General features: G+C 27.6%; 26 protein-coding genes, 11 tRNA genes and 2 pseudogenes. 10 read left to right on the top strand and 29 right to left on the bottom strand.

Features of this window, described 5'->3' with window-relative positions:
- Positions 1–26 precede the first annotated feature (26 nt).
- On the top strand, positions 27–641 hold the full coding sequence (rpsD, locus tag AAHM76_RS00665; RefSeq protein WP_342256221.1) for a 30S ribosomal protein S4: 615 nt from the start codon (positions 27–29) through the stop codon (positions 639–641).
- Between the two features lie 48 nt (positions 642–689).
- Here the strand turns inward: rpsD and AAHM76_RS00660 are convergent, their stop codons facing one another.
- Together AAHM76_RS00660 and AAHM76_RS00655 are read right to left on the bottom strand one after the other, a co-directional pair.
- Positions 690–1,103 (bottom strand): hypothetical protein, encoded by a 414-nt coding sequence (locus AAHM76_RS00660; RefSeq protein ID WP_342256220.1) that lies wholly within the window; start codon positions 1,101–1,103, stop codon positions 690–692.
- Positions 1,104–1,707: 604 nt separating this feature from the next.
- Complete coding sequence (locus AAHM76_RS00655; protein WP_342256219.1) at positions 1,708–2,016, bottom strand: hypothetical protein; 309 nt, start codon at positions 2,014–2,016, stop codon at positions 1,708–1,710.
- Positions 2,017–2,070: 54 nt separating this feature from the next.
- On the opposite strand from AAHM76_RS00655, the gene AAHM76_RS00650 reads away from it, so the two are divergent.
- A protein-coding gene (locus tag AAHM76_RS00650) for an IS3 family transposase (protein WP_342256218.1) occupies positions 2,071–3,182 on the top strand; the annotation gives its coding sequence in 2 pieces (ribosomal slippage) (positions 2,071–2,314 and positions 2,314–3,182; 1,113 coding nt in all).
- Here AAHM76_RS00650 and AAHM76_RS00645 read toward each other — a convergent pair.
- The 13 genes from AAHM76_RS00645 to AAHM76_RS00585 form a co-directional block, all read right to left on the bottom strand.
- On the bottom strand, positions 3,175–3,684 hold the full coding sequence (locus tag AAHM76_RS00645; protein WP_342256217.1) for a hypothetical protein: 510 nt from the start codon (positions 3,682–3,684) through the stop codon (positions 3,175–3,177). The genes AAHM76_RS00650 and AAHM76_RS00645 overlap by 8 nt on opposite strands.
- A gap of 12 nt (positions 3,685–3,696) precedes the next feature.
- Entirely contained in the window at positions 3,697–3,825 is a 129-nt protein-coding gene (locus tag AAHM76_RS00640; RefSeq protein WP_342256216.1) for a hypothetical protein, read from the bottom strand.
- Between the two features lie 231 nt (positions 3,826–4,056).
- A complete protein-coding gene (locus AAHM76_RS00635) occupies positions 4,057–4,413 on the bottom strand; it encodes a hypothetical protein (RefSeq protein ID WP_342256215.1) in 357 nt (118 codons plus the stop codon).
- Between the two features lie 218 nt (positions 4,414–4,631).
- Positions 4,632–4,707: transfer RNA gene (locus AAHM76_RS00630), tRNA-Phe, on the bottom strand.
- A 5-nt stretch (positions 4,708–4,712) separates the two neighbouring features.
- Positions 4,713–4,788: transfer RNA gene (locus AAHM76_RS00625), tRNA-Asp, on the bottom strand.
- Between the two features lie 2 nt (positions 4,789–4,790).
- Positions 4,791–4,865: transfer RNA gene (locus AAHM76_RS00620), tRNA-Met, on the bottom strand.
- Positions 4,866–4,916: 51 nt separating this feature from the next.
- A tRNA-Ser gene (locus AAHM76_RS00615) sits at positions 4,917–5,009 on the bottom strand.
- Positions 5,010–5,040: 31 nt separating this feature from the next.
- Positions 5,041–5,117 (bottom strand) — tRNA-Ile (locus tag AAHM76_RS00610).
- Position 5,118: 1 nt separating this feature from the next.
- Positions 5,119–5,195, bottom strand: a tRNA-Met gene (locus AAHM76_RS00605).
- Between the two features lie 31 nt (positions 5,196–5,226).
- Positions 5,227–5,302, bottom strand: a tRNA-Ala gene (locus AAHM76_RS00600).
- Between the two features lie 16 nt (positions 5,303–5,318).
- A tRNA-Pro gene (locus AAHM76_RS00595) sits at positions 5,319–5,395 on the bottom strand.
- A gap of 22 nt (positions 5,396–5,417) precedes the next feature.
- Positions 5,418–5,494 (bottom strand) — tRNA-Arg (locus AAHM76_RS00590).
- Between the two features lie 41 nt (positions 5,495–5,535).
- A tRNA-Cys gene (locus AAHM76_RS00585) sits at positions 5,536–5,611 on the bottom strand.
- A 173-nt stretch (positions 5,612–5,784) separates the two neighbouring features.
- Between AAHM76_RS00585 and AAHM76_RS00580 the strand changes: the two genes are divergently transcribed.
- From AAHM76_RS00580 to AAHM76_RS00570, 3 genes are read left to right on the top strand one after another with little or no spacing between them, the layout of a single operon-like run.
- Entirely contained in the window at positions 5,785–6,150 is a 366-nt protein-coding gene (locus tag AAHM76_RS00580; RefSeq protein WP_342256214.1) for an IS1/IS1595 family N-terminal zinc-binding domain-containing protein, read from the top strand.
- A 33-nt stretch (positions 6,151–6,183) separates the two neighbouring features.
- Positions 6,184–6,468: a hypothetical protein gene (locus tag AAHM76_RS00575; protein WP_342256213.1), complete on the top strand. Its 285-nt coding sequence runs from the start codon at positions 6,184–6,186 to the stop codon at positions 6,466–6,468.
- Positions 6,469–6,483: 15 nt separating this feature from the next.
- The gene (locus AAHM76_RS00570; protein ID WP_342255665.1) at positions 6,484–6,744 is read left to right on the top strand and encodes a hypothetical protein; all 261 of its coding nucleotides are present in this window, start codon (positions 6,484–6,486) and stop codon (positions 6,742–6,744) included.
- Between the two features lie 108 nt (positions 6,745–6,852).
- Here AAHM76_RS00570 and AAHM76_RS00565 read toward each other — a convergent pair whose 3' ends face one another.
- From AAHM76_RS00565 to AAHM76_RS00550, 4 genes and pseudogenes are all read right to left on the bottom strand, one after another.
- Positions 6,853–8,472: a DAK2 domain-containing protein gene (locus AAHM76_RS00565; protein WP_342256212.1), complete on the bottom strand. Its 1,620-nt coding sequence runs from the start codon at positions 8,470–8,472 to the stop codon at positions 6,853–6,855.
- A 111-nt stretch (positions 8,473–8,583) separates the two neighbouring features.
- Positions 8,584–8,922 carry an Asp23/Gls24 family envelope stress response protein gene (locus AAHM76_RS00560; protein ID WP_342256211.1) on the bottom strand — a complete coding sequence of 113 codons (339 nt, stop codon included), beginning with the start codon at positions 8,920–8,922 and terminating at the stop codon, positions 8,584–8,586.
- A gap of 650 nt (positions 8,923–9,572) precedes the next feature.
- Positions 9,573–10,684 (bottom strand): annotated as a pseudogene (locus AAHM76_RS00555) (IS3 family transposase).
- Between the two features lie 89 nt (positions 10,685–10,773).
- Complete coding sequence (locus AAHM76_RS00550) at positions 10,774–11,235, bottom strand: IS1/IS1595 family N-terminal zinc-binding domain-containing protein (RefSeq protein ID WP_342256210.1); 462 nt, start codon at positions 11,233–11,235, stop codon at positions 10,774–10,776.
- Between the two features lie 171 nt (positions 11,236–11,406).
- Between AAHM76_RS00550 and rpmB the strand changes: the two genes are divergently transcribed.
- Both rpmB and AAHM76_RS00540 read left to right on the top strand, forming a co-directional pair.
- A complete protein-coding gene (gene rpmB / locus AAHM76_RS00545) occupies positions 11,407–11,604 on the top strand; it encodes a 50S ribosomal protein L28 (protein WP_342256209.1) in 198 nt (65 codons plus the stop codon).
- Between the two features lie 107 nt (positions 11,605–11,711).
- A tRNA-Leu gene (locus AAHM76_RS00540) sits at positions 11,712–11,796 on the top strand.
- Positions 11,797–11,836: 40 nt separating this feature from the next.
- On the opposite strand, the gene AAHM76_RS00535 is transcribed toward AAHM76_RS00540, so the two are convergent.
- The 8 genes and pseudogenes from AAHM76_RS00535 to AAHM76_RS00495 all read right to left on the bottom strand — a co-directional run bounded on the left by AAHM76_RS00535 (position 11,837) and on the right by AAHM76_RS00495 (position 19,486).
- Positions 11,837–12,445: a thiamine diphosphokinase gene (locus tag AAHM76_RS00535; RefSeq protein ID WP_342256208.1), complete on the bottom strand. Its 609-nt coding sequence runs from the start codon at positions 12,443–12,445 to the stop codon at positions 11,837–11,839.
- On the bottom strand, positions 12,432–13,112 hold the full coding sequence (rpe, locus tag AAHM76_RS00530) for a ribulose-phosphate 3-epimerase (protein WP_425289442.1): 681 nt from the start codon (positions 13,110–13,112) through the stop codon (positions 12,432–12,434). The genes AAHM76_RS00535 and rpe overlap by 14 nt, the downstream gene beginning before the upstream one ends.
- Positions 13,113–13,124: 12 nt before the next feature.
- Positions 13,125–13,994, bottom strand: a complete 870-nt coding sequence (gene rsgA / locus AAHM76_RS00525; RefSeq protein WP_342256206.1) for a ribosome small subunit-dependent GTPase A — start codon at positions 13,992–13,994, stop codon at positions 13,125–13,127.
- A 6-nt stretch (positions 13,995–14,000) separates the two neighbouring features.
- Positions 14,001–15,014 carry a protein kinase domain-containing protein gene (locus tag AAHM76_RS00520; RefSeq protein WP_342256205.1) on the bottom strand — a complete coding sequence of 338 codons (1,014 nt, stop codon included), beginning with the start codon at positions 15,012–15,014 and terminating at the stop codon, positions 14,001–14,003.
- 93 nt (positions 15,015–15,107) lie between these two features.
- Positions 15,108–15,869: a PP2C family protein-serine/threonine phosphatase gene (locus tag AAHM76_RS00515; protein WP_342256204.1), complete on the bottom strand. Its 762-nt coding sequence runs from the start codon at positions 15,867–15,869 to the stop codon at positions 15,108–15,110.
- Positions 15,870–15,871: 2 nt separating this feature from the next.
- A pseudogene (rlmN, locus tag AAHM76_RS08250) lies at positions 15,872–16,912 on the bottom strand (23S rRNA (adenine(2503)-C(2))-methyltransferase RlmN).
- A 116-nt stretch (positions 16,913–17,028) separates the two neighbouring features.
- A complete protein-coding gene (locus AAHM76_RS00500; protein WP_342256201.1) occupies positions 17,029–19,110 on the bottom strand; it encodes a PTS transporter subunit EIIC in 2,082 nt (693 codons plus the stop codon).
- 127 nt (positions 19,111–19,237) lie between these two features.
- A complete protein-coding gene (locus AAHM76_RS00495; protein WP_342256200.1) occupies positions 19,238–19,486 on the bottom strand; it encodes a hypothetical protein in 249 nt (82 codons plus the stop codon).
- Between the two features lie 2,104 nt (positions 19,487–21,590).
- On the opposite strand from AAHM76_RS00495, the gene AAHM76_RS00490 reads away from it, so the two are divergent.
- Positions 21,591–22,013 (top strand): hypothetical protein, encoded by a 423-nt coding sequence (locus AAHM76_RS00490; RefSeq protein ID WP_342256199.1) that lies wholly within the window; start codon positions 21,591–21,593, stop codon positions 22,011–22,013.
- A gap of 101 nt (positions 22,014–22,114) precedes the next feature.
- Here AAHM76_RS00490 and AAHM76_RS00485 read toward each other — a convergent pair whose 3' ends face one another.
- A complete protein-coding gene (locus tag AAHM76_RS00485) occupies positions 22,115–22,648 on the bottom strand; it encodes a DDE-type integrase/transposase/recombinase (RefSeq protein WP_342256198.1) in 534 nt (177 codons plus the stop codon).
- Positions 22,649–22,961: 313 nt separating this feature from the next.
- Positions 22,962–23,171, bottom strand: coding sequence for a hypothetical protein (locus AAHM76_RS00480; RefSeq protein WP_342256197.1), 210 nt, complete (start codon positions 23,169–23,171; stop codon positions 22,962–22,964).
- 777 nt (positions 23,172–23,948) lie between these two features.
- Between AAHM76_RS00480 and AAHM76_RS00475 the strand changes: the two genes are divergently transcribed.
- Positions 23,949–24,908, top strand: coding sequence for a transposase (locus tag AAHM76_RS00475; RefSeq protein ID WP_342256196.1), 960 nt, complete (start codon positions 23,949–23,951; stop codon positions 24,906–24,908).
- 433 nt (positions 24,909–25,341) lie between these two features.
- Complete coding sequence (locus AAHM76_RS00470) at positions 25,342–25,701, top strand: ribosome maturation factor RimP (protein WP_342256195.1); 360 nt, start codon at positions 25,342–25,344, stop codon at positions 25,699–25,701.
- Positions 25,702–25,703: the final 2 nt, after the last annotated feature.

Raw genomic sequence — 25,703 nt, 5'->3', positions numbered from 1 at the left:
ATAATGATATATAGGAGGTTTTTTTAATGGCGCGTTATCGTGGAAGTATATTTAAAAAAGCAAGAAGATATGGTTTTAGTATCTTAGAAAACGACAAAGAGTTTTCAAAAGGGAAAAAAAGAACAACACCACCTGGTCAACATGGACAACGTCGTTCAAAATTATCAAACTATGGATTACAATTACATGAAAAACAAAAAGTTTGTTACATGTATGGTTTAACAGAACGTCAATTCCGTAACACTTACAGTAAATCAAAAAAAATGAAAGGGATTGCCGGAACAAACTTCTTAATTATGTTAGAATCACGTTTAGATAACATCGTGCATCGTATGGGACTATCGCAAACAAGAACAGGAGCTCGTCAATTAGTAAATCATGCTCATATTCTTGTTAATGGGAAGAAAGTTGATATTCCATCGTATAATTGTAAACCTGGTGATATGATTAGTGTAAAAGAAAGTTCACAAAAAAATGTTAAGATTTTAGAAAGTTTAGATAGTCAAGTTAGTACATTAGAATTTGTTAAATTTGATAAAACTAAAATGACAGGAACATATGTTCGTTTCCCTCTTCGCGAAGAACTAAATAGAAATATTAATGAAGCGCTAATTGTTGAATGATACAACCGTTTAGTTTAAAAAAACATTTCAAAAGAGATGTTTTTTTATTTGTTAAAGCTTTACATATTAGCTTGTTACTCCTAGTTTTTTCAATCTTTTATAGATTTCTTTATTTTTATCATTACTTCACAAACCATATTTAGTATTAAAAAATTTTAGTAAGGCATAATCAAAATTAAGGTTTACTAGTTGTTTGATGAATTTAAAATAATCATTTTTAAGTGGCAAAATAATTTCTGTCGCTTTTTGTTTTCAAGCTTGTTTATAAACAATTCCACTATAAATATCATTTAATTCATGAACAATATAATTATAGATTCCACCTACCCCACAGGTTTCATCAGGATTTTGGGCTGGATTTGGATATTCAACAATTTTAATATGTAAAACTAAATGCTCTAATAAATTGCAATAAACTAAATGATCAGCTTTTTGATAATAAAATGGATTTTTCTTTGCATATGTCGGAGTTGATAACATAATTGCTTTTTCTTCATCAATATGATGAATATATAAGCCTTCATTTCCCCACGTGATTCCACTTGCCTTTTTGGTACAACCATAATCAGAAAATTATTCTTTTGCAACTGGCCCATATTTTTTTAATAAATAATTAACGCATTCAGCATATGACTGTGATAATAATTGTTCAATTTCAGTCATAGAGCATACCCCCAATCTTAAAATTAAGAGCGTGTTTTAATTATTATCTAGTTAGTAAATAGTACTTAAATTGTATCACTCAAAAAAAGTTTTAATAAAAAACTCTTTTGAATAATTACTGTGTCCAATTTTTCTCACTGATATTGTTATACTTCTGCTAAAAAAGTATTTCTTTGAACAAAAAAGGTTTTTATTAATATTATTAAATTTTCTTTTAATTCATTTTTAGTTAAGATTAATTCCTCGTGTTTGTAATAATCCAGCAGCTGTTTTATAAACTACAACAGTAACACTTGATGCATTTGCAAAGCTGTACAAGGTCATAAGTTACTAATTTCACCTTAAACTAGTTGCTTAACCGCGTGTGCTTTATTTGTACCATTAACAATTAAAATAATTTTTTTTTGCATTTAAAATTGATTTAATGCCTATTGACACTACTTGGTGGGGAATATCACCTGGTGAAGCAAAAAAACGAGCAATTAACTTCAATTGTTGAAGGAACTAAATCCATAACACCTGTTAAAGAATTAAAATCCGCTGGTGGTTCATTAAAACCAACATGTCCATTAGTACCAAGGCCTAATAATTGTAAGTTAATTCCCCCTGCTTTTGCAATTAAATTATCATATTCTTTCGCATAAGCTATATAATCACCTGTACCTAATGGTACATAAGTATGCTTTTTATTAATATTTAAGTGTGGATGGGCTACAATTATTAGGACCATAATTATATAGACTTCAAAATTAGATAAAATTATTAAGAAAGAAGGAATATAAAAATGGGAAATAAAACTTCATACTCTGAAGAATTTAAAAAACAAATTGTCATGCTATATAAAAATGGTAAAAGTGTTATTAATCTAGGGCAAGAATATAATTTACCAAAACCAACTATTTATAGTTGAGTTAAAAATTATAATAATTCTGGTTCATTTAAAGCAAAAGACAATCGCACACTAGAAGAAAATGAAATAATAACTTTACGAAAAGAACTTAAAGACTTGAAAATGGAAAATGACATTTTAAAGCAAGCCGCACTGATAATGGCCAAAAAATAACAATAATTAATAACAACAAAACAAAATATTCAGTAAGAAAAATATGTAAGATTTTGGGTTTATTAAAATCAACGTATTATTATCAAACTAATAAATGTATTAACAAGCAAGTTAATAATTATGAACAAGAAATTATCAGTGCCTTTAATAAAAGTCGCAAAATTTATGGGGCTCGCAAAATTAAAGTTATTTTAAACAGAAAAGATATCATCTTATCGCGGCGAAAAATAAGATTCTTTATTATCAAAAATAATTTGGTTTCTAAATACACCAAATTAAAATATCATAATCATAAAACAACAGTCAATAATGACCAAATTAATAATATTTTAAATCGTCAATTTAACAACAAAAAACCTAATGAAGTTATTGTTAGTGATTTAACATATGTTCAAGTTGGCGCTAAATGACATTATATTTGTTTATTAATTGACTTGTTTAATCGTGAAATAATTGGTTATAGTGCTGGGCCGAATAAAACAGCCGAACTGGTCCAACAAGCTTTTCATAAAATAACACGACCATTAAATCAAATAACTCTATTTCATACTGATCGTGGTAATGAGTTTAAAAATAAAATCATTGATGAAATTTTAATAACTTTTAATATTAAAAGATCATTAAGCAATAAAGGCTGCCCTTATGATAATGCTGTGGCTGAAACAACTTACAAAACTTTTAAAACTGAATTTATTAATGGTAAAAAATTTAAAAATTTAACACAATTAAAATACGAACTTTTTGATTTTGTGCATTGATATAACAATATTCGAATTAATGGCAGTTTAAATTATTTATCTCCAGTTACTTTTAGAAAACAAATGTCTATATAAAAAGTGTCCTAAAAAGTGTTGCCATTCCAGCTACTCGTTTTGCTACTAAATCATATGTTGCATTTGAATGTCCAATTGACGGTAAAATTTGATGCTCTAATAAAAACTTTGTAAAAGTACCATTTTCTTCTTCGGGCGCATATGTGACAATCCGAATGTTATTATTTGAAGCTTTTATTCATTTTTCTAAAAGGTGAATGTTTGGTTCTTGCAATAATGTTTCATCATGCACACCTTTAAAATTATGGGAAATAAAAAACCCTTCTAAATGGGCACCAATTTGTCGTGCTTGCGGACCCTTATTATAATTTTTCTTATAATCTTGATATACCGTTAAAATTTTCGTTAAAGTATCATCACTGCCAGTAATAATTGCTTGGCAATATTTGGTAATTCCTTCTTGCGGTACTGCTTGAGAAAATTTTTGAAAACTAGCAATTGTTCTTTTTTCAGTATCTTCACCATATCCACCATGCACATGACAGTCAATAAAACCAGGCATAATAATTGCTCGCTACAAATCATAGCCTGCTTGGTCAGCGTGACCTGCTGTAATTTTAACAATTTTATTATCTTCAATTTCAATTCAACCAGTTGAAATTACTTCTTCTTCACAAATTATTTTCGCATTTTTTAAAATCATTTTATCTCTCTCATCTTTCTATCTTAAAATTTAGTGGTAGTTTTTTAAAATCAAAGGTAACTTTCTTTTGCCTCAAGCAACGATAAAGCAATGCTAAAATTAACATATGATTATTTTCCCGAATCAAATAAGTTTGCTTTCCAGCCGTAATTTTAACACCAATATCAATAAATTCAACATTTGAAATATCTGTTAAATTAAACTGAACTACTTTCTTATTATTATTCTTATCTAAACCGTCAATAATAAACCGCTTATTAGTGTAATTAATAAAACACCCTTACAAAAAAACTTAATATCTTTATGGGCTATAAAAATATGAATATTAACATCATTATTTTTAAAATGGCACTTTTCATTTGGTTGTAAATCAAATGTCACTGGTAAAATTTTTAAAGGGCGTCATAATGTGAAATTAACTTCTTCAACATTATAAATAAACTCTTGTTCACGACCAGTTAACACTAAATCTAATTTCCGTTGATATTTATAAAACCGATGAATAAAATCTTGGGTATAAGCAAAATTTTTTAAAATTCAACGTTTAAAAATTCAATATTTAAAATTACGGAAATTCTCAGTTACCATCTTTTTCTGATAACGGTCTAATACAAAGCGTGGTTTATATTTAAAATTGTCTTCATTTAACGCAAACTTTCACTTTCCACGTTTTAAATAAAAGGTTATATCTTTTGTTAATCTTTAAAACATTCCCATCACCTTTATTAATTGTATAACAAAAATAAAAAAATCTAAACTAATCTATGATTAATTTAGAGTATAGGGGTATTTTTAACTAAATTCAATGGTGGTTCAGGACAGAATTGAACTGCCGACACTTTGAGCTTCAATCAAATGCTCTACCAACTGAGCTACTGAACCACGATTGGCGGTCTTGACGGGACTTGAACCCGCGATCTCCTCTGTGACAGAGAGGCATGATAACCACTTCACTACAAGACCATTGGTTGCGGGGGCAGGACTTGAACCTGCGACCTTTGGGTTATGAGCCCAACGAGCTACCACTGCTCCACCCCACAATTTTAATACTATCATAACTTAACTTTTAATTGCAAGTTTTTTTTGAAAAATGGCGGAAGATGAGGGATTCGAACCCCCGCGCGGCTTTCGCCGCCTATCGGTTTTCAAGACCGATCCCTTCAACCAGGCTTGGGTAATCTTCCAAAAATGCTCGTAAAGCAACTAAATAATAAATGGTGGACCCTACTGGACTTGAACCAGTGACCATCCGGTTATGAGCCGGATGCTCTAACCAACTGAGCTAAGGGTCCGTGGTAGCGAGAAAGAGACTTGAACTCTTGACCTCCCGGGTATGAGCCGAGCGCTCTAACCAGCTGAGCTATCCCGCCATATCAAGTTTAATTGCTTTATTAAAGTTAATGGTGGACCCGAACGGGATCGAACCGTCGACCCCCTGCGTGCAAGGCAGGTGCTCTCCCAGCTGAGCTACGGGCCCAAAATAGTATAAAAAATGGTCGGAAAGACAGGATTCGAACCTGCGACCCCTCGGTCCCAAACCGAGTGCTCTACCAAGCTAAGCTACTTTCCGAAAAAAATAACATTTAAATAAATGGCGCGCCCAGAAGGATTCGAACCCTCAACCTTTTGATCCGTAGTCAAACGATCTATCCAATTGATCTATGGGCGCATAAGAAATAAAGCAGTATTTAAATGTTGAGCAGATTTAAATGGAGGCACTAGTCGGATTCGAACCGACGATCGGGGAGTTGCAGTCCCATGCCTTAGCCGCCTTGGCTATAGTGCCATAAAATCTAAACCCCTACTATATTATCATATTCATAATTCATTTCAAGATAAATAAATAAAAAACTTAAATTCATTTTATTATTTTTATTCTTTAATTTTGTAGAAAACTCTTGATATTTATAAAATATACCTAAAATTAGGTATATTCTTAATATAAGAGGTGAATAATTAATGGAAAAAATAATTGAAGAATTAATAAATAGTTTAACAGATGATCAATTTTTAGAATTTCATGAAAAAGTCAAAAAAGAAGCAGAATTAATTAAAAAACAAAAACGCTTAAATGAAATTGATCAAAAATTTATGGATAAAGGTATTAAATGTCCTAATTGTCAATCTTTTTATTGTGTTAAAAATGGTCATAATCCTGAAGGAAAACAAAAATATTTATGCAAAAAATGTCGTGCTAGTTTTGATGCTTTTCGTGATCATTTTACGTATTGAAGTCATTTAAATTATGAACAGTTAAATTTATTGATTCAAATTTCATTATTAGGCCAATCTAGTAAAATGATTTCCCACTTTATTAAAACATAACCGAAAACCGCTTGATATAATCGCCAAAAAATAATGAAATCAAAACAATTAGAAAACACCCAATTAAAATTTAAAACGTTAAATGGCCAAATTCAAATCGATGAAACATTTATTAAAGAAATCCACAAAGGTAATTTTAAAGATAAATTTGATAAAAGAAAAATTCATCTTGATTCATTTTCAACCAACACTAAATGTTGTATTCAAATGGCTGTTGATAGCAATAATAATATTTATGTTAAATCAACCAACACAAAACGATTACAAAAACAGTGAATTATTGAAAATATTAATAAACAATTAATCAAAGAAAATTAAATTATTATTTCTGACATGCAACCATTATATTTATTAGTAGCAAAACAAACAAATTCTATTTTATTAGCAACTAAAACTAGCACAAATCCTGATGCTAGTTATCGGAAGTTAAATAAAATTAGTAAATTACAATCAAATCTTAAAGAATCCTTAATTCATTATCATGGCTTAGGTTTCACGAACATTCAAAATTATTTAAATCTCTGAAAATGAAAATACCAGCATAAAGGTTTAACGCCAAACCAACAATCATCGGTATTATATTTTAACGTATAAAAAAGTTAAATAACAATATTAAAAGTTTATATAATTTTCTTTTAAAGTTATCATATTGATGATTTTTTTTATTTCATCAAGAGTTTTCTACAAAATTAAAATTTTTATTTATTCTACAGCAATTAAAAATGGGTATAATGTTTGATCACCATCAATAAATTCATATTCAACATCAAAACTTTCATCTAAATATTTTCGAATTGCATTAATATCGCGTGTTTCTGCTTCTTCGCCAGCAAAAATTGTAACAATTTCTGTTGATTTTGTAATTGCTCGGTCAAACAAGTATTTCATTGTTCGTGATAAGGTTGGAAATGAACAAATAATTTTTTTATTCATAATTCCCATATATTCTCCTTTGTTAATTTTAACACCATCAATTGAAGTCGTTTTTGCTGAAACAGTAATTGACAAACTTGTCACATTTTTAAGACTTGCTTTTAATGTTGAATAAATCTTTTTCAGTGTCTCTCCCGGTTCAAATGATAAAGCTGCTACCATTCCTTCTTGAATTGATGTTGTTGGCACAACATAGACATTTGACTTACGTTCAACTTTCGCTGCTTGTTGTGCTGCTAAAATTGCATTACTATTGTTCGGTAAAATAAAGACATCAACCGCATCAACTGATTCAATTGCACTTAAATAATCATCCGTTGATGGATTCATTGATGCTCCACCATTAACCGTAAATTGAATATTTAAATCAGTTTTGAAAAAATTGGCAATGCCATTTGATGGTGTGACAGCAATAATGGCGGACGGATTTTTCAATTGCCGATCAACTTTAATTGTCTTAACATGTTTGGCTGCTTGTAAATTCATATTTTCAATTTTAATATTTTTAAACTCACCATGTTGTTGTAAAAAAGCTAAAATATAACCAGGAAGTAAAGTGTGGACATGAACTTTTAAAATATCATTATCAACAACTGCAACAATTGATTTTCCACCTTGATCTTCTAATGTTTGGCGAATCTGCATTACATTAATTTTATTAATATGCTTATGATCTAACATTACAATTGCTTCAGTACAATAACCAAATTCTTCATTTTGTAAATCCATAACAACATTTTCACCAGTATTTTCAACCTGTTTTTTTCGTTGTGGCACAATTTTTCCTGTTTTTCAATATTCTGTAATGCCTTCAAATATTTTTACTAAACCAAAACCACCCGAATCAACAACACCAACTTCTTTCAAAACTGGTAGTAACTCCGGAGTGTGTTTCAATGACTCAGTTGCAAAATCAACAATTTTTTGGAATAACTTTGGAACAGGGATTTCTTTTTTTAATGTTGAAACATGTTCCGCAGTTTCACGAATTACAGTTAAAATTGTTCCTTCAACCGGCTTCATTACCGCTTTATAAGCAACCTCATTTGCTTGTGAAATTCCTGCTTTAACTGAATCGAAATTTAATTCATCAAATTCTTTTAAACCATTGGCAAAACCACGAAAGATCTGTGACAAAATAACACCCGAATTGCCACGAGCTCCCATAATTAAGCCACGTGCAAAAACATCAGCAACCTTACTAATTGACTCCGAATTGAGTTCATTAATTTCCTTAACAGCATTAGTCATCGTTAAATTCATATTTGTTCCTGTATCGCCATCAGGAACTGGAAAAACATTTAATTTATCAATTTCTGGATAAAAATTATATAAATTATTATAACCGCTGATCAGTGAATCTTTAAAAGATTTTGCATTAAATTCCATTTCTATCACCTTTACATTTTTCATCAATTAATTTCTCTTTTTTAGTTCTCCTAAGTGATATAATTGTAAATCTTGCATTATTCAAATATCTAATTTTAATAAATTTCTTACCTAAATTAATAAGTCTTGAATATTTACATTCACATAAATCATAATATCGTTTGAATAAATATCCAGTTTTTCTAATTCATATTTAATCCTAATTTGTATTTCTCGGGCAATATCTTTAATATTTACTCCTTCTAGCAAAATAATAAAGATTTCTATATAAAAAGTACGATTATCTTGTCTCAATTTAATTGACTGTGAGTAATCTTTAAGTAGCATTATCACATTGTCTTCATTATTTTCAGTATCATCAACCTTTGCGAATCCAGCAACCCCAGGAACTGTAATTACTGCTGCATGAACTAAATATGCAATTTTAGCTACATTAATTTTTTCAATCATAAAAATTACCACTAAACTAAATTAACATTATTAATTATAACTAGAAAATATAATAAAGCAATAAATTTGTTATATTTTCTTAATTAAATTGTTAACTTTTTGTTGTCTTTTCCACTTAAAATTATTTAAAAAATCATCAATGTTTGTTAGCATATGACTAGGACTAACAAGTTTCTCTAATGTTTTCTCTTCCGCCAATATTAATTCTTGATATTTTAATATTTTAAAACAAAGTCTTTTATATTAATTTATTTTTTTTCTGAAACATTTTTAATTTTAATACATTCAATACATTCATTAATATCCTCTCAAGAAAATCCATGTTGTACTCTTAAAGAAGCTATTGCATGAGCAATACTATGGTTTAATGATTCTTGATTACGTTTTCCTCCAATTGTATTATCAAATGATAAAGTTTTAGTAAAAGAATAATGATTATTCCCTTGTTCACTTGTTCACTTGTTTTTCGTACTGTCATTTCAATCATAACATTTTCCCCCCTAGATGTAATCTTACTATAAAATAAGGATAATTACTACCTTTTAAAATTTAATCATTAAGCAAATTAATTACTAAATATTAAGTAAATAAACGATTTTCAATTATAAAATAACTTACGATTGGAATGGCAACACTTTTTAGGACACTTTTTATATAGACATTTGTTTTCTAAAAGTAACTGGAGATAAATAATTTAAACTGCCATGAATTCGAATATTGTTATATCAATGCACAAAATCAAAAAGTTCGTATTTTAATTGTGTTAAATTTTTAAATTTTTTACCCTTAATAAATTCAGTTTTAAAAGTTTTGCAAGTTGTTTCAGCCACAGCATTATCATAAGGGCAGCCTTTATTGCTTAATGATCTTTTAATATTAAAAGTTATTAAAATTTCATCAATGATTTTATTTTTAAACTAATTACCACGATCAGTATGAAATAGAGTTATTTGATTTAATGGCCGTGTTATTTTATGAAAAGCTTGTTGGACCAGTTCGGCTGTTTTATTCGGCCCAGCACTATAACCAATTATTTCACGATTAAACAAGTCAATTAATAAACAAATATAATGTCATTTAGCGCCAACTTGAACATATGTTAAATCACTAACAATAACTTCATTAGGTTTTTTGTTGTTAAATTGACGATTTAAAATATTATTAATTTGGTCATTATTGACTGTTGTTTTATGATTATGATATTTTAATTTGGTGTATTTAGAAACCAAATTATTTTTGATCATAAAGAATCTGATTTTTCGCCGCGATAAGATGATATCTTTTCTGTTTAAAATAACTTTAATTTTGCGAGCCCCATAAATTTTGCGGCTTTTATTAAAGGTACTGATAATTTCTTGTTCATAATTATTAACTTGCTTGTTAATACATTTATTAGTTTGATAATAATACGTTGATTTTGATAAACCCAAAATCTTACATATTTTTCTTGCTGAATATTTTGTTTTGTTGTTATTAATTATTGTTATTTTTTGGCCATTATCAGTGCGGCTTGCTTTAAAATGTCATTTTCCATTTTCAAGTCTTTAAGTTCTTTTCGTAAAGTTATTATTTCATTTTCTTCTAGCGTGCGATTGTCTTTTGCTTTAAATGAACCAGAATTATTATAATTTTTAACTCAACTATAAATAGTTGGTTTTGGTAAATTATATTCTTGCCCTAGATTAATAACACTTTTACCATTTTTATATAGCATGACAATTTGTTTTTTAAATTCTTCAGAGTATGAAGTTTTATTTCCCATTTTTATATTCCTTCTTTCTTAATAATTTTATCTAATTTTGAAGTCTATATAATTATGGCCCTAATAATTGTAGCCTATCCAGTTTCGATTTAAATTTGGCAATTTAACGTTTTAAATTTTAATTGGGTGTTTTCTAATTGTTTTGATTTCATTATTTTTTGGCGATTATATCAAGCGGTTTTCGGTGATATTTTAATAAAGTGGGAAATCATTTTACTAGATTGGCCTAATAATGAAATTTGAATCAATAAATTTCACTGTTCATAATTTAAATGACTTCAATACGTAAAATGATCACGAAAAGCATCAAAACTAGCACGACATTTTTTGCATAAATATTTTTGTTTTCCTTCAGGATTATGACGATTTTTAACACAATAAAAAGATTGACAATTAGGACATTTAATACCTTTATTCCTAAATTTTTGATCAATTTCATTTAAGCGTTTTTGTTTTTTAATTAATTCTGCTTCTTTTTTTATTTTTTCATGAAATTCTAAAAATTGATCATCTGTTAAACTATTTATTAATTCTTCAATTATTTTTTCCATTAATTATTCACCTCTTATATTAAAAATATACCTAATTTTAGGTATATTTTATAAATATCAATAGTTTTCTACAAAATTAAAGAAGGTTTTCATAAAAATTATATTTATACTTGCTTTTAATTTAAAAATTAGTTATTATTTTATAGTGTGTAGATATAAAGGAGTGAAATTATGGCAAGAAAATGTGAAATTACTGGCAAAAGCGCTTTATCAGGAAACAAACGTTCACACGCGTTAAATGCAACTCGTCGTAAATGAAATGTTAATTTACAAAAAGTAAGCATTGTTGTTGACAGTGAAGTTAAAACATTACGTGTTGCAACAAGAACTTTAAAAACATTAAAGCGTAAAGGCCAAATTGCGCAATAAATAAAGCTCAAGGACACAGTTACAAAATAATAAAAAAAGGAAGCATAAATTTTAAAATTTATGCTTCCTTTTTCTCTAAAATACGATAAAATTAAAAAGATATAAATGCCCATGTGGCGGAATTGGCAGACGCAGTAGACTCAAAATCTACCGAAGAAATTCGTATCGGTTCGATCCCGATCATGGGTACCAAATTTTAAAGCAAAAAATAATCGGTTTTAAAAACCGATTTTTATTTACTATAAATTGCAACAACTTGTCCTGTTAAAACATCAATATTCCCGACTGACTCAAGAAATTCATTACTAACTGCATTAGGCGATAATTCTGACAATTTTAATTGTTTAGCATTATATTTTAAATTACTAATTGTCACAGTTGCTGATTGCAAACTAAATAATGAAAAATAACGATAACCTGCCTTTTGATAAACTTCATTCATTCCTAGCTTTAGTAAATAAGCATAAGTATTATCATTCATAAAAATGATATTATAACGATAAATAAAGTTAAAACAACTCAACTCCATATCAAAGCGATTACCTTGTGCAATAAAAATAATTTCTTGTGGTTTTAATTTTAAAGCTTCTTGTAAGGCTAATTCACCATCAATATAATCTTTAATTTGGGAAACTATTAATAACTCTTTTGCTTTACTAGTAATTAGTTTTGCTTCTGTTGTTGTTAAACTATCTTGGTCACAACAAAAAAGATCAAAAGTATCAAAAGTTTTAATTAAATCTAAGGCACCTCGTTCAACACCAATTTTATAATAATCTTGATACTGCTGTAAATCCAAGTTTGTTTCTGAACAAACAATTAAAACTTTATTTGCTTTCATCCGCTAATAATCCTTTCAACCTTGCTGCTAAATCAACATGACCAAATAAATAACTACCCGCCACTAACACATCAACCCCATATTGTTTACAAAGGGTTGCAGTTTCAGCATTAATTCCCCCATCAACTTCAATTAGTGTTTTGCCATTATTTTGATCAAGATAATGTCGTAAAATTTTAATCTTTGCTGCTGCTGCTGGAATAAAAGTTTTACCACCAAAACCAGGTTCTACTGTCATTACTAAGACTAAGTCAAGATGATTTAAATACGGGGAAATAATTTCAACTGGAGTTGATGGTTTAATTGCTAACCCAATTTTTATGTTTAATTTTGTTCGTAAACTTAAAAATTCAGTTAATTGTGGTTGGGTTAATGGTTCATAATGCAAAGTAATTGCTGATGCACCCGCTTTAATAAAGGGCATCAAGTAATTTTCAACACTACTATTTTTAATTTTAACCATTAAGTGACAATCAAGATATAAATCGCTATAACTAGTAATATCAGCTAAAATCTTTGGACCAAAAGTTAAATTTGGTACAAAATCACCGTCCATTACATCAAAATGAATTCATTGGGCACCAGCTTTCTTAATTGCTGCTAACTCTTCTTGTAGGATTAAATAATTTGCACTTAAAACACTTGGTGCAACAAGATATTTTTTCATCATTACCTCTTTCTATTGTTCTTGCATAATGCGAACATAATCATTATAAAAAAATTGTGGAATAACATTCGCTTGAACTAATGCTTTTATTTTGCAATGTGGCTCATGTAAATGCAAGCAAGTTCGAAACTTACATTCATTAGCATATTGATTAAATAAATGATAAGAGCGGGCTAATCCTCCTTTTTCATAATCTCTTAAATCAAATGTTGAAAAACCTGGCGTATCAGCAATCATTCCATCTAATAACTCATATAATGCACTAGTCGTGGTTGTATGTTTTCCTCGGCCTAATGCTTTAGAAATTTCTTGCGTTTTAATTATTTCTGCTTGTAATAACGTATTTAGAGTTGATGATTTACCACTACCACTTTGCCCAGTTAACACTGAAATTTTATTTTGAAAAAGTTGTTCAAATTGTTGCCATACTTTTTTATCATCTTTTTTATTACTAATAAAATAAACTTCATAGCCTAACTTTGGATATCAGTTAAAATATTTTTGATAAAGTTCATCTGTTTTTACTAAATCTTTTTTAGTAAAAACAATAACTAGTTTTAAACTCTTGTATTCAATAAATGCTAAATATTTATTTAATAAATATGAATTAAAGGTCGGTTCTGCCATTGCTGTAATAATAACAACTTGATCAACATTAGCAATTCGTGGCCGGTATAATTCATTTTTACGAGGTTCAATTTGATAAATAATTCCTTGCTTGTCATTTTGAATTTCAAATTGAACATAATCACCAACAACTGGTTTAATTTCTTGATGACGAAATAATCCTTTTGCTTTGCAAGCATAAATTTGATGGTCAATATCATTTTTAACATAACAAAACTCGCTAACAATGAGAATAATCATTCCTGTTTGATGCATATTATTTTACCCTGGTAAAAACAACCAAATACAAACTAAGGCAATAATGAAACAAACTAGTAAAAAAGTAAAACATCAAGCAACCTTAATTCTTAAAAATCATGGATAAGAATAATACCGATCATAAAGCTTGCGCTGCTTACCTTTTACTTCAAACATATTTGATAATTTTAAAGGCTTTTCCGAGCGATGTTCTGGTGTTTCAATTGCTTGTAAACTAGTATTAAAATCTACTACTGTCTGAAACCGCTCACTAGGATCTTTCGCAATTGCTTTTAAAATAACATTTTCTAAACTTTGTGGGATTAACGGATTTACCAGCCGTGGTCGTAGTGGCAATTCTTTAACATGTTTAACTACAACAAAAGTTGGATTTTTCCCAACAAAAGGAGCCATCCCAACTGCTAACTCATATAACATAATGCCTAAAGCATAAATATCACTGCGTTTTGTTGCTGGTTTTGATTGAACAATTTCTGGTGCCATGTATTTTGATGTTCCAATGATTTTGTCACATTCTAAATCTTCACTATTTTCTAAAATTGCAACACCAAAATCAGCAACCTTGATTTTGCCATCATATGAAATCAAAATATTTTCTGGTTTAATATCACGATGAATAATATCATTATGATGAGCTTCAGTAATAGCTAAATTAATTTCATCAAAAAAATATAATAATTCTTTAACAGTGCAAGGACCTAACGTTAGTAAACGATCTTTCAAAGTATAACCTTTAACTAATTCCAAGACTAAACAATGACGATCATAAGCCTGAAATGAACCATAAACTTTAACCACATTATTATGGGAAAACTGCGCAATTGAATTATATTCTTTATTAAAACGTTCTACTGCTTCTTTATTTTTTGATAATGTTAATGTCATAATTTTAATTGCAACATGCCGCTTTAATAACATATCATATCCTTCAAAAACTTCAGCCATACCACCATCTGCAATTTTAGCTAAAACCTGATAACGATTATGTAACATTGTTCCAATTGTTATTTGTTCCATTTTCTGCACCCTTTTACCTTATTATTTTAACTTGTAAACATCATAACACAAAAAACTAAGAAGAAAAAAACAACAAATAAAAATAACAGTGCTTTAATCTGTTATTTCAAAAACAATTCCGGTTAAATTATCAGTTGATAGATTTTCTAATGCCCGATCAATTAAAATTTTAACCTTATCGTTTAATTTATTTGCTGATTTTAATGTTTCAATTAAATCAATTTCATAAACATAATCATGAATTCCATCGGTGGTTAATAAATACTGCCCTTTAATATCTTCAATAACATAAGTATCAATTTTTAAATTCTTTGTTGGTCCTAAAGCACTTGTTAATACTTTTCAAAAAGTATGCATATTATATTGTTTTTTATATTGACCTTGAAATTCTAATTCTTGTTTTTCTCGATATTCTGTTGAATTTTCCATATTTTGATCAGTAGTAATTTGATAAATTTTATTATGATGTAATTTATATAACCGTGAATCACCAATATTAATAACATATACTTTTCCATTAGCAATTAAGGCAGCAACAACTGTTGTTCCCATATCACTTGTATCAGGATAAATTTGAGCATAAGTAACCATTTCTTGTTGAATTGCTAAAATTGTTTGACGAAACCATTTATTAATTTCTTCATCGGACAAATGATTAAAATTTGTCCGTTTAAAATGTTCCACCAAACTATCAACAGCCATTTTGCTGGCAACTTCGCCATGTCGATGACCACCCATACCATCACAAACAATGGCAATATAATTGTTAAAACTATTATTGGCAAAATCAAAGTAATCTTGATTACTACTACGATAAGCACCAATATCAGTTTTGTATCCAAACCGTATTTGCATAATTATTTTCTAATAATCCCTTCATTTTTAGCTCGTAACTGACCACAAGCAGCATCAATATCGTGCCAAAATTCACGACGAACAATACAATTAATTTTTTGCTGTTGTAAAGTTTCAAAAAATTGATTAATTTTTGTACTGCGTTGATACCCATTTTCTGCAACTGTATTATTATAAGGAATTAAATTAACATAAGCATTTAATCCTCGAATTAACTTTGCTAATTCTAATGCTGTTTCACGACTATCATTAACATTCTCAATTAAAATATACTCAAAAGTAACACACCGATTAGTTAACTCAATATAATAACGAACTGCATCCATTAATTTTTCTACTGGATAAGCCTTTATTAATTGGCATTAATTGATTACGAATCGTATTATTTGGAGCATGTAATGAAATCGCTAAATTAACTTGTGTCTTTAATTCTGCAAATTGTTTAATTTTTGGAACTAACCCACAAGTAGAAATTGTAATATGGCGCGCACCAATTTGATAACCTTTTGAGTCATTAATAATGTTGACAAACTTAAGCGTATTATCAAAATTATCAAATGGTTCGCCAATTCCCATTACAACAACATGGCTTACACGTTCATTTGTTGTTGCTAAATAAAGATTAACCATCATAACTTGTTGAACAATTTCGGCGGTTGATAAATTCCGGGTTTTTTTTAATAGTCCTGAGGCACAAAAAGTGCACGCCATATTACAACCAACTTGTGTTGTGACACAAAAAGAATTACCATAACTTTGAGGCATTAAAACTGTTTCAATTTTATAGCCATCTGCTAACTGAAACAAAAACTTTACTGTTCCATCTTTTGACTGTTGTTGAACAACAATTTTTAATGGCTCAATCGTATAATATTCTTGTAATTTATTACGATCAGTTTTAGAAATATTTGTCATTTCATCAAAATAATATATGTTTTGACATATATTCAATCAAAGATTTACTCTGCTAAATACTTCTTAAAACCATGCGCAATTAAATCTAATTGTAATTCCTCTTTTGGATATCCAAAAATTGATGTCATTATTTTCCATTCCATTTTTATATACTATAATTTTATCACAAAATAGCATTTGTTAAAATAGACAAAAAAACATTAATTTTTTAATTAATGTTTTTTGATATCTATTTAATTTAATTTTAACCCTGTTTTGAATTTAAATTCGTTGTCTCTTTATTATTGCGCATTTCAGCTAATAATTCACGCATATATGGTTTAATTACTTCTTGTTCTCCACCATAAATAATTTGAACCAATTGACCACGAATAAGCATTCCAGTGCTGCCACCTAATCCTTTAATTCCATCTTGATTGACAAGTTTACTGTCAACAACTGTAATTCGTAAACGTGACGCACATGAGTCAACTGCCGTAATATTATCAGCACCACCTAAAAATTCAATAATTTTGCGTGCTTTTTCTCGTTTTGCCGCATCACCCTTTGCTGGTGCTGATGAAGTTGTTTCATTAGTATCTTTTTTTGCTTTAAAATCAGCTTTAGTATATAGTTTTGTGACACCATCACGACCGGGAATTTTAACTTTCCCATATTTAATTGCGAAGTAGAAAGCTGCAAAATAAATTCCAATATATGGAATTCCAACTGCAAGAATTCAATAGAAGTTTGTTCCTTTTCCACCAACAAATGGAATAATACCAAAGACAATAAAGTCAATAAATCCACCCGAAACGGTCATTGATGTATGCACATGTAATAATCCCATTAACATAAATGAAATTGCACATAATGGCATATGAACACCATAAAATAACCATGGTGCTACAAATAAGAAAGTAAATTCAATTGGTTCAGTAATTCCTGTTAAGAAACAAGTAAAGGCTGATGAAAAGTAAATTCCCATTACTTGTTTTCGATTTTCTTTTGGAACACTAAAGTACATTCCTGCTGCTGCTGCTGGTAATCCAAACATCATAAATGGGAACTTCCCAGCTTGGAATCGCCCTAAATTTAACCCCATATGTTGAACCATTGTAAAGGTAATTTTTGGATCAGCAATAACTTTATACATAATTGTTTGATCACCAACTGCTGCTATTGTTGAAGCATTTAGTTCTGATAATCAACTAGTAATTGCTGATTGTGCTGTTCCAACTGTAATTGTACTTAAATCAATATTAGCATCAATATAACCAGCTCCTTGTAAATCTTTAAGGAAAGCCATATAGCTTAAAGGGTCTTTTGAAGCATTAGCGATTAAATCTGCCATACTTCCCCCGGCTTGTGTTCATCATAATGGTGAATAAAACACATGATGTAACCCAAATGGCACTAATGATCGCTCAAAAATCTCAAAGATTAAAGAATCTAACCCTACTGGTAATTTTCCTGAGTTATTTCCAAATCATGCTAACCCAGTTCCAATTAATGGTCAAATAATCATAAAAATAAAAGCTAATGGAATTACTGCCATAAACATAATAATTGGAACTAATTTTGTCCCATTAAAAAAACTTAACGCTGAAGGTAATTGTGTTCTGTGAAAACGATTATAAGCGAAAGCCGCAATCGCTCCAACAAAAATCCCTCCGAAAACACCAGTATTTAATGAATTAATTCCTAAATTAGAAGTTAATAATTTATTTTGAACTGGTCATGTTTGGCCAGTGTAAAATAACAAGTTAAATTGATCAGTTACTCGTGCTGAACTAATAATTGTGACAGTAACATTCTCTTTAACTAATTCTTTATAAATGTCACTGGTTCTCATTCATTCCAATAATTCCTCACCCGTTAGTAAAGTTGGGCTGGCTGATGTTACACCATCAACAGTTAATCCCATAATTGGCGAAACACCACCCCCAATATTAACAACATATTGAATATGGGCATATGCCTCATTTAATAATGACAACTGAATTGCATTAAAAACTAAAAACCCGACCATTGAAGTTAATGCTGCTACTCCAGCATCCTCCGTATAGGCCATTGCAACAGAAATACAAAATAATACTGGCAAATTGCCAAAAGCAATATCTCCCATTTTATTTAAAAAATTCCCAAAGTATCAAGCTGTTGAAGCAGGATCAACTTTTGATGAAATAGTCGCACCAACTCCTAAAAATATTCCAGCAATTGGTAACAACGCAATTGGTAACAGAAATGCTTTACTTAATTTACTTAAAGTCCCCATTGTCTTTTGATTTGATTGTTTTCATCAAGCCTTTGACATAAAAGGTTTAAGCTTGGCTTTCTCACTCATTTTTGATTTCTCCTTTTAAAATAATAAATTAATAGTTACTAAATAGTTATATAATTTAACTAAATTAAAGTTAGGTTAATTACTACAAAGTAAAGTTTTTTCATTTTTTTTTAAAATAATGATAATTTTATAAAACCAATAGAAAAATAGTGGAAAGACTAATAACATAACAAAAAAAAGCACTATATAAAGCAATATTACGTTTAATATAATTTCATAAATCTAAATTTTTATTATTTTTAGCATAATAATCTCCGCTATTAGCTAATCGTTTCTTTTGAAAAATTCAAATAATTAACAATATTGTCCCCACAATAATTCCAAAAATTAAAATTAATAAATAGGTAATATGTTGTGGCGATAAAATTAACATCATTGTCTTTTTTTACTCTTTCTATTAAAATAACTTGCTTACATTTGGATTTTTATATAAATTTTCATTATTTTATAGTTATATTATATAATAATTTTATTTAAAAATATGCATAATTTTCATTTTTTAATAAATTAACAAATTATTTTCCATTTTATTATTCGCATAATATGTTGTAAAATGGCGTCCTGTACGATGAACCGGCAAAAAAACAATTCTTGTGAGATTGTTTTTTTATTTTTCTATTAAAAAAATAAATTTATTTGCATTATTCATCGGATAGTATCTTTAAATTTAGAACTTTTATCATAAAAACAGATGTTATTCTGTTTTCCATACACAAAATAAATGATATTTTTATAAATTTCCTTTCAATAAAGGTAATAATGCAACGCTTAAAACTTAATATTTTGATACTTAAAGATGGATAACTCATCTATGACACGAAGCCTTAAAGAAAGTGTGAAAGCGAATGGATTTATTCCTATTTATTTCTTTAATTCTCGGCAAGATTAATCACTTGCGAAATGTCATAGCATATGTTTTTTGGCTTGCTTTCATAAAAAGAGTGTTGTTAAACCGAAAAAACAATATCGGACACTAAAAAAACAAGAGGGTTGGAGCTCCAAAAGGTTATTTTCTTTATATAAAGTTGTCTAGGGGTGGATGAAACGTAATTAATAACTGGGTAAACTTTTTTTGTTTATTTCCGTAGGGGGATTAAATATCCTACGCCTCCGCTCACTCCCAAAGTGAAGCGGTCGGCGAAGTAAATAAATACTAAAATACAAAATACATTATTTACTAAATATCAAAATATTAACCAATAAAAAAATATTATTTTTTTACAGAAAAGAAAATATTTGATGAAAAAATGAAATAAAAAAATTGAAAGTAAATTACAAGAATTAATGATACGAGCTTATCCAGTTTCAGTAGATGAAATAAATTATGAATATTGAGCATTAGGCAAAGCTAATTAATGAAAGGATTATTATAATGACAGAATATAAAAGTTTGTATATTAATAAAACTTAAAATTAAATAACAACTTCATTTGATTGAATTAATTGTAACCTTGTTAATTGTCGTATTTCTCATCATAAAAATCATTATGATTTGCAATGTTTAGAATGAGCAAAAATGTATTTAAATTTATTTAAAAACAAATGAGATGTAATTGCTTCTTATATGCAGCATTACAAAATTAACGATATTTTATATTTGGCTTCCGATGGATGAAAAATATTACAAATTGACAAAAAAATAAACCAAATAAATTAAAATATATTATTGCAATTGACCCTGCTGGAGGTGGGCAAACTGGTATTATTATTTATAATGTTTTGTAACAGAAAATAATTAATAATATTACTTTTCATTCTAAAAACGAAGAAGAAGCAATAAATAATATCTATTTAATATTAAACAACTTTCAAAAGCAAACTTGTTCTTATTTAAATAAAGTTCTTGTAATAATTGAAGATTATCAACTTCATAAGGGATTAAAAATAACAAACCCACTATCTACACCTAAATTTATCGGTGATTTAAAAGTTTTATGCAAATACCTATTTAATTTAAAATATGTTTTACAATCACCAGTTGCTAAGAAAAATTATAGCTATAAAGGAAATATTAAAATGTCAGAGCATTAACACGATTTATGAAAACATTTACAATATTTTTTAACAAAAGGAGTTGATAAAAATGGTACAAACAAAAAGCAATTTATCAAAAAAAAAGTTAGCAGTAAAACAAAAAATAAAAGAGTTAATAAATTAGAATTAACTGTTAGATTACACGAAAACCCGATTAAAACTAAGATTAAAGCGCTTTTCGCTGGTGGCATTGAAGTTGATGCATGTTCTGCCAAATGTCAGTGATAGGGATTAAATTATTCAACATTATCAATATATAATCCGCCAATTGTATCTGAGTTTTTGAAATTAAGAAAAGATGATGAGATAAAAATTAAAGGCCCGGTATTTAATCAACTAAATTTTAAAACTAAACGTTTTTTTTTTCTTTTCGAGTATATAGCTTTGAAATTATAAAAAAAGCAATTAGAAAAAGAACAAATATCAAAAAATAAGGAAGTGAAGAAATGATAAAAAATGTAAAGTATGTTCTAATTGAAGAAAACAATGAATCGATTAAAAATGAGAATGATAGTTTTAATATCAAAACTGCAGAAGTTATTTTAGAGAATTATGAAGAAATTGCTGAATTTAATGCAAGTAATTTAGAAAATAGCAATCAGCAAATCAACGAATTACAAACAAAAAACACTAAATTAATTTCACAATTAGAACAACAAACCCTACAATTAAAACAAATTGAAATTAATAATTTTAATAATTCTTTAACTGATAATGAAGAATTTAAAAACGTCTTATTAAAATCTTATGATATTAACGATTATATTGAAGTAATTAAAACACACTTACAAAGTGTTTATGATGAATTAATCAAAGTACAAATCGTTAATACCGGCGGCGTACAAAAAAACAGAAAACAACGAAAATAATATTATCGATGAAGATAATGTATTTAATAAAAAGAAAGAAGGAATAAAAAAGACTGCACTAGAGTGCGCCCATTTTAGTAAGTACTAATAAAAAGTATTTACTATTTTTTAATTATATCTTTTTCTTTACGATTTGAATATCGTGTATTTCATTTTATAACATCTTGTATATATTCTTCATGTGAATTATATATGGAATGGCAACACTTTTTAGGACACTTTTTATATAGACATTTGTTTTCTAAAAGTAACTGGAGATAAATAGTGGATGTATATTGATATCCGTGATATGAGTGAATTATTATTCCATTCAGATCTTTTTTTATTAATTTTATTTTATTAATTGCATCATTTAAATTATCCATTACTAATTTATTGCCATTATATTTAGATCACTTTACATCAACTATTTTTTTAGTATATCCATCAATAATTGTTGATTGATAATATCTTTCTCCTTTTCAAATTAAATATGTTACATCAGTATATAGTACTGAAAACCTTGTTTTTATATCATTGAATTTACGATTAATTAAATCAGGATATTGCAATAAGCTTTTTTCTTTATTCTGTTTATAATTTATTTTTCTTCTCATTTTTCTTACATATTCAGGTTGTATTTGATTATCACGCATAATTCTTAAAACTTTTTTTGAATTATATTTTATACCATAATCTTCTTTTAAATATTTAGTAATTCTTCGATAACCAAATTGTTTTAAATTTTATTCATAGACTTTTACAATATCATTTATTGCTTTTTTTCTTTTTTGCTACTGTCATAATTTTTATATTTATCTCAATAACTACGTTTTAACCCTGTTACTTCTAGTAATAATTTTATTGAATATTTACGACAATTTTGTTTAATAAAAGAGACTATTCTTAGTTTGCTTAATTGTAAAAGTCATGGAGCTTTTTTAATAATTCATACCTTGTTTTATAATATTATAAATTTCTTTTGCCAAAAGAAATTTTAGGTCCTTTAGGATTGTTTAATTTTCCTTTTTTATGATTTGTTCATCAAGATTCTACTGTATTTGCATTTATATTATATTGTTTTGCTACTATTCAACAACTTTTTTGTTTAATTTTCTCAATGATTTTTGTTCTAAATTCTGATGTATATTTGTTATATTTTTGTCCTTTTTTTGCCATATAAAAATGCACCCCCTATAAAAATTTAACAAAATCTTTTTTTATTTTACTTACTTTTTGGGGTGCAGTCTTGACTTTTTTTACATGCGGCCCTTTTTAAATTAACTACAATACTAGTTTGCTTTGTCATTGAACTAAAATTTTGGGAATAGGTACGGTTTTTCATTATTTTAAATAAAAATTTTTGTTTATCATTTTTAATTATATATAGTTGTAAATATCAATCAATAATATTAATAATTGCACTGATATTTATTAATATTGAAAAGTTAATAATAAATCAATGCCAATTAATCTTTCAAGTATAATAAATTAAAAGTGAAAAAAATAAAATTATTAATATGTTGTAATTAGGCGTGATAATAAACTATTTTTAAAGTTATTTTTATTAATAATCATCAAAATATTATTGATCTTAACAACCAGTCATAACTGGTGGAAATCATAGCATTCTAAAAATTACCCCATTTTTTAACCAAAATTGACGCCTTAATAAACAACTTGCAACTTTAACTCATAGTGTGTCGTTTATACATTAAAATAATTAATATTCTTTTCATTATTAACTTTCCTTTCCCTTTTGAATTTAGAATTATTTTTAAAAATTATTGTGTTAGTAAAGTGAAAATCATAACTTTCTCTTAAGTTTATTATAACAAATTCAAGTCGTTTATATGGGGAAAAGATACTTTAATTTTGTAGAAAACTCTTGATATTTAATATTTATAAAATATACCTAAAATTAGGTATATTCTTAATATAAGAGGTGAATAATTAATGGAAAAAATAATTGAAGAATTAATAAATAGTTTAACAGATGATCAATTTTTAGAATTTCATGAAAAAGTCAAAAAAGAAGCAGAATTAATTAAAAAACAAAAACGCTTAAATGAAATTGATCAAAAATTTAGGAATAAAGGTATTAAATGTCCTAATTGTCAATCTTTTTATTGTGTTAAAAATGGTCATAATCCTGAAAGAAAACAAAAATATTTATGCAAAAAATGTCGTGCTAGTTTTGATGATTTTCGTGATCATTTTACGTATTGAAGTCATTTAAATTATGAACAGTCAAATTTATTGATTCAAATTTCATTATTAGGCCAATCTAGTAAAATGATTTCCCACTTTATTAAAACATCACCGAAAACCGCTTGATATAATCGCCAAAAAATAATGAAATCAAAACAATTAGAAAACACCCAATTAAAATTTAAAACGTTAAATGGCCAAATTCAAATCGATGAAACATTTATTAAAGAAATCCACAAAGGTAATTTTAAAGATAAATTTGATAAAAGAAAAATTCATCTTGATTCATTTTCAACCAAAACTAAATGTTGTGTTCAAATGGCTGTTGATAGCAATAATAATATTTATGTTAAATCAACCAACACAAAACGATTAAAAAAACAGTGAATTATTGAAAATATTAATAAACAATTAATCAAAGAAAATTCAATTATTATTTCTGACATGCAACCATTATATTTATTAGTAGCAAAACAAACAAATTCTATTTTATTAGCAACTAAAACTATTACAAATCCTGATGCTAGTTATCGGAAGTTAAATAAAATTAGTAAATTACAATCAAATCTTAAAGAATCATTAATTCATTATCATGGCTTAGGTTTCACGAACATTCAAAATTATTTAAATCTCTGAAAATGAAAATACCAGCATAAAGGTTTAACACCAAACCAACAATCATCGGTATTATATTTTAACGTATAAAAAAGTTAAATAACAATATTAAAAGTTTATATAATTTTCTTTTAAAGTTATCATATTGATGATTTTTTTTATTTCATCAAGAGTTTTCTACAAAATTAAAAAAAAGATATCTTAAAAAAGAACTAAAATATGATGTAACACTTCATTTTTATTCCATCTTTCCTAATTTATCTTCTTAATTTTGTTGCATTTTTATTAAAAAGGTATTATAATGGTAAAGTAATTAAAAAAGGTCAAGAAAGAGCACGGTTGTGCTCTTTCTTTAATGCCATAAATTTAGTTATGTTTGATTAAGAAAGGATGGTCTTGAATGGAACATTTTATACAACAAGAAACAAAATTGAAAGCAGCTTTGGAAAATTATTTAGCAAAGCAAAATTTAACTTTGTTTGCAATTAATTATTTACAATAGTTTGACACAAATGTTGTACAAGTGTTAATTGAAGATAAAACAACTGTACTTTTTTTAGATCGCCTAACAGTTATTAGTGAAGAAATTAATGAATTGGTTGATAACCTTGATTTATTTTCAGAAGAATACTTGTTAGAGGTTTCAACACTAGGTGCTGATCAACCATTACGAAATTGAAATGAACTACAACAACATGTTAAGGAGTATGTTTATTTAGAATTTAACGAAAAGGTCAATAATTTAGTTGAAGTTACTGGTGAATTATCAATGGTTGATCAGCAACAAAATCTTACTATTACTTATTTTGTTAAAGGTGCTTGCAAAACCTTGCAAACAAATTATCAAAATATTAAATTTGCGCGTTGTGCGGTTAAATTTTAAGA

Origin of the sequence: Spiroplasma endosymbiont of Poecilobothrus nobilitatus, assembly GCF_964030655.1 — a bacterium.
Lineage (GTDB): Bacteria > Bacillota_I > Bacilli_A > Mycoplasmatales > Mycoplasmataceae > Spiroplasma.
Note: the sequence above shows the minus strand (reverse complement) of the source record. Positions and strands in the feature narration are given on the sequence as shown.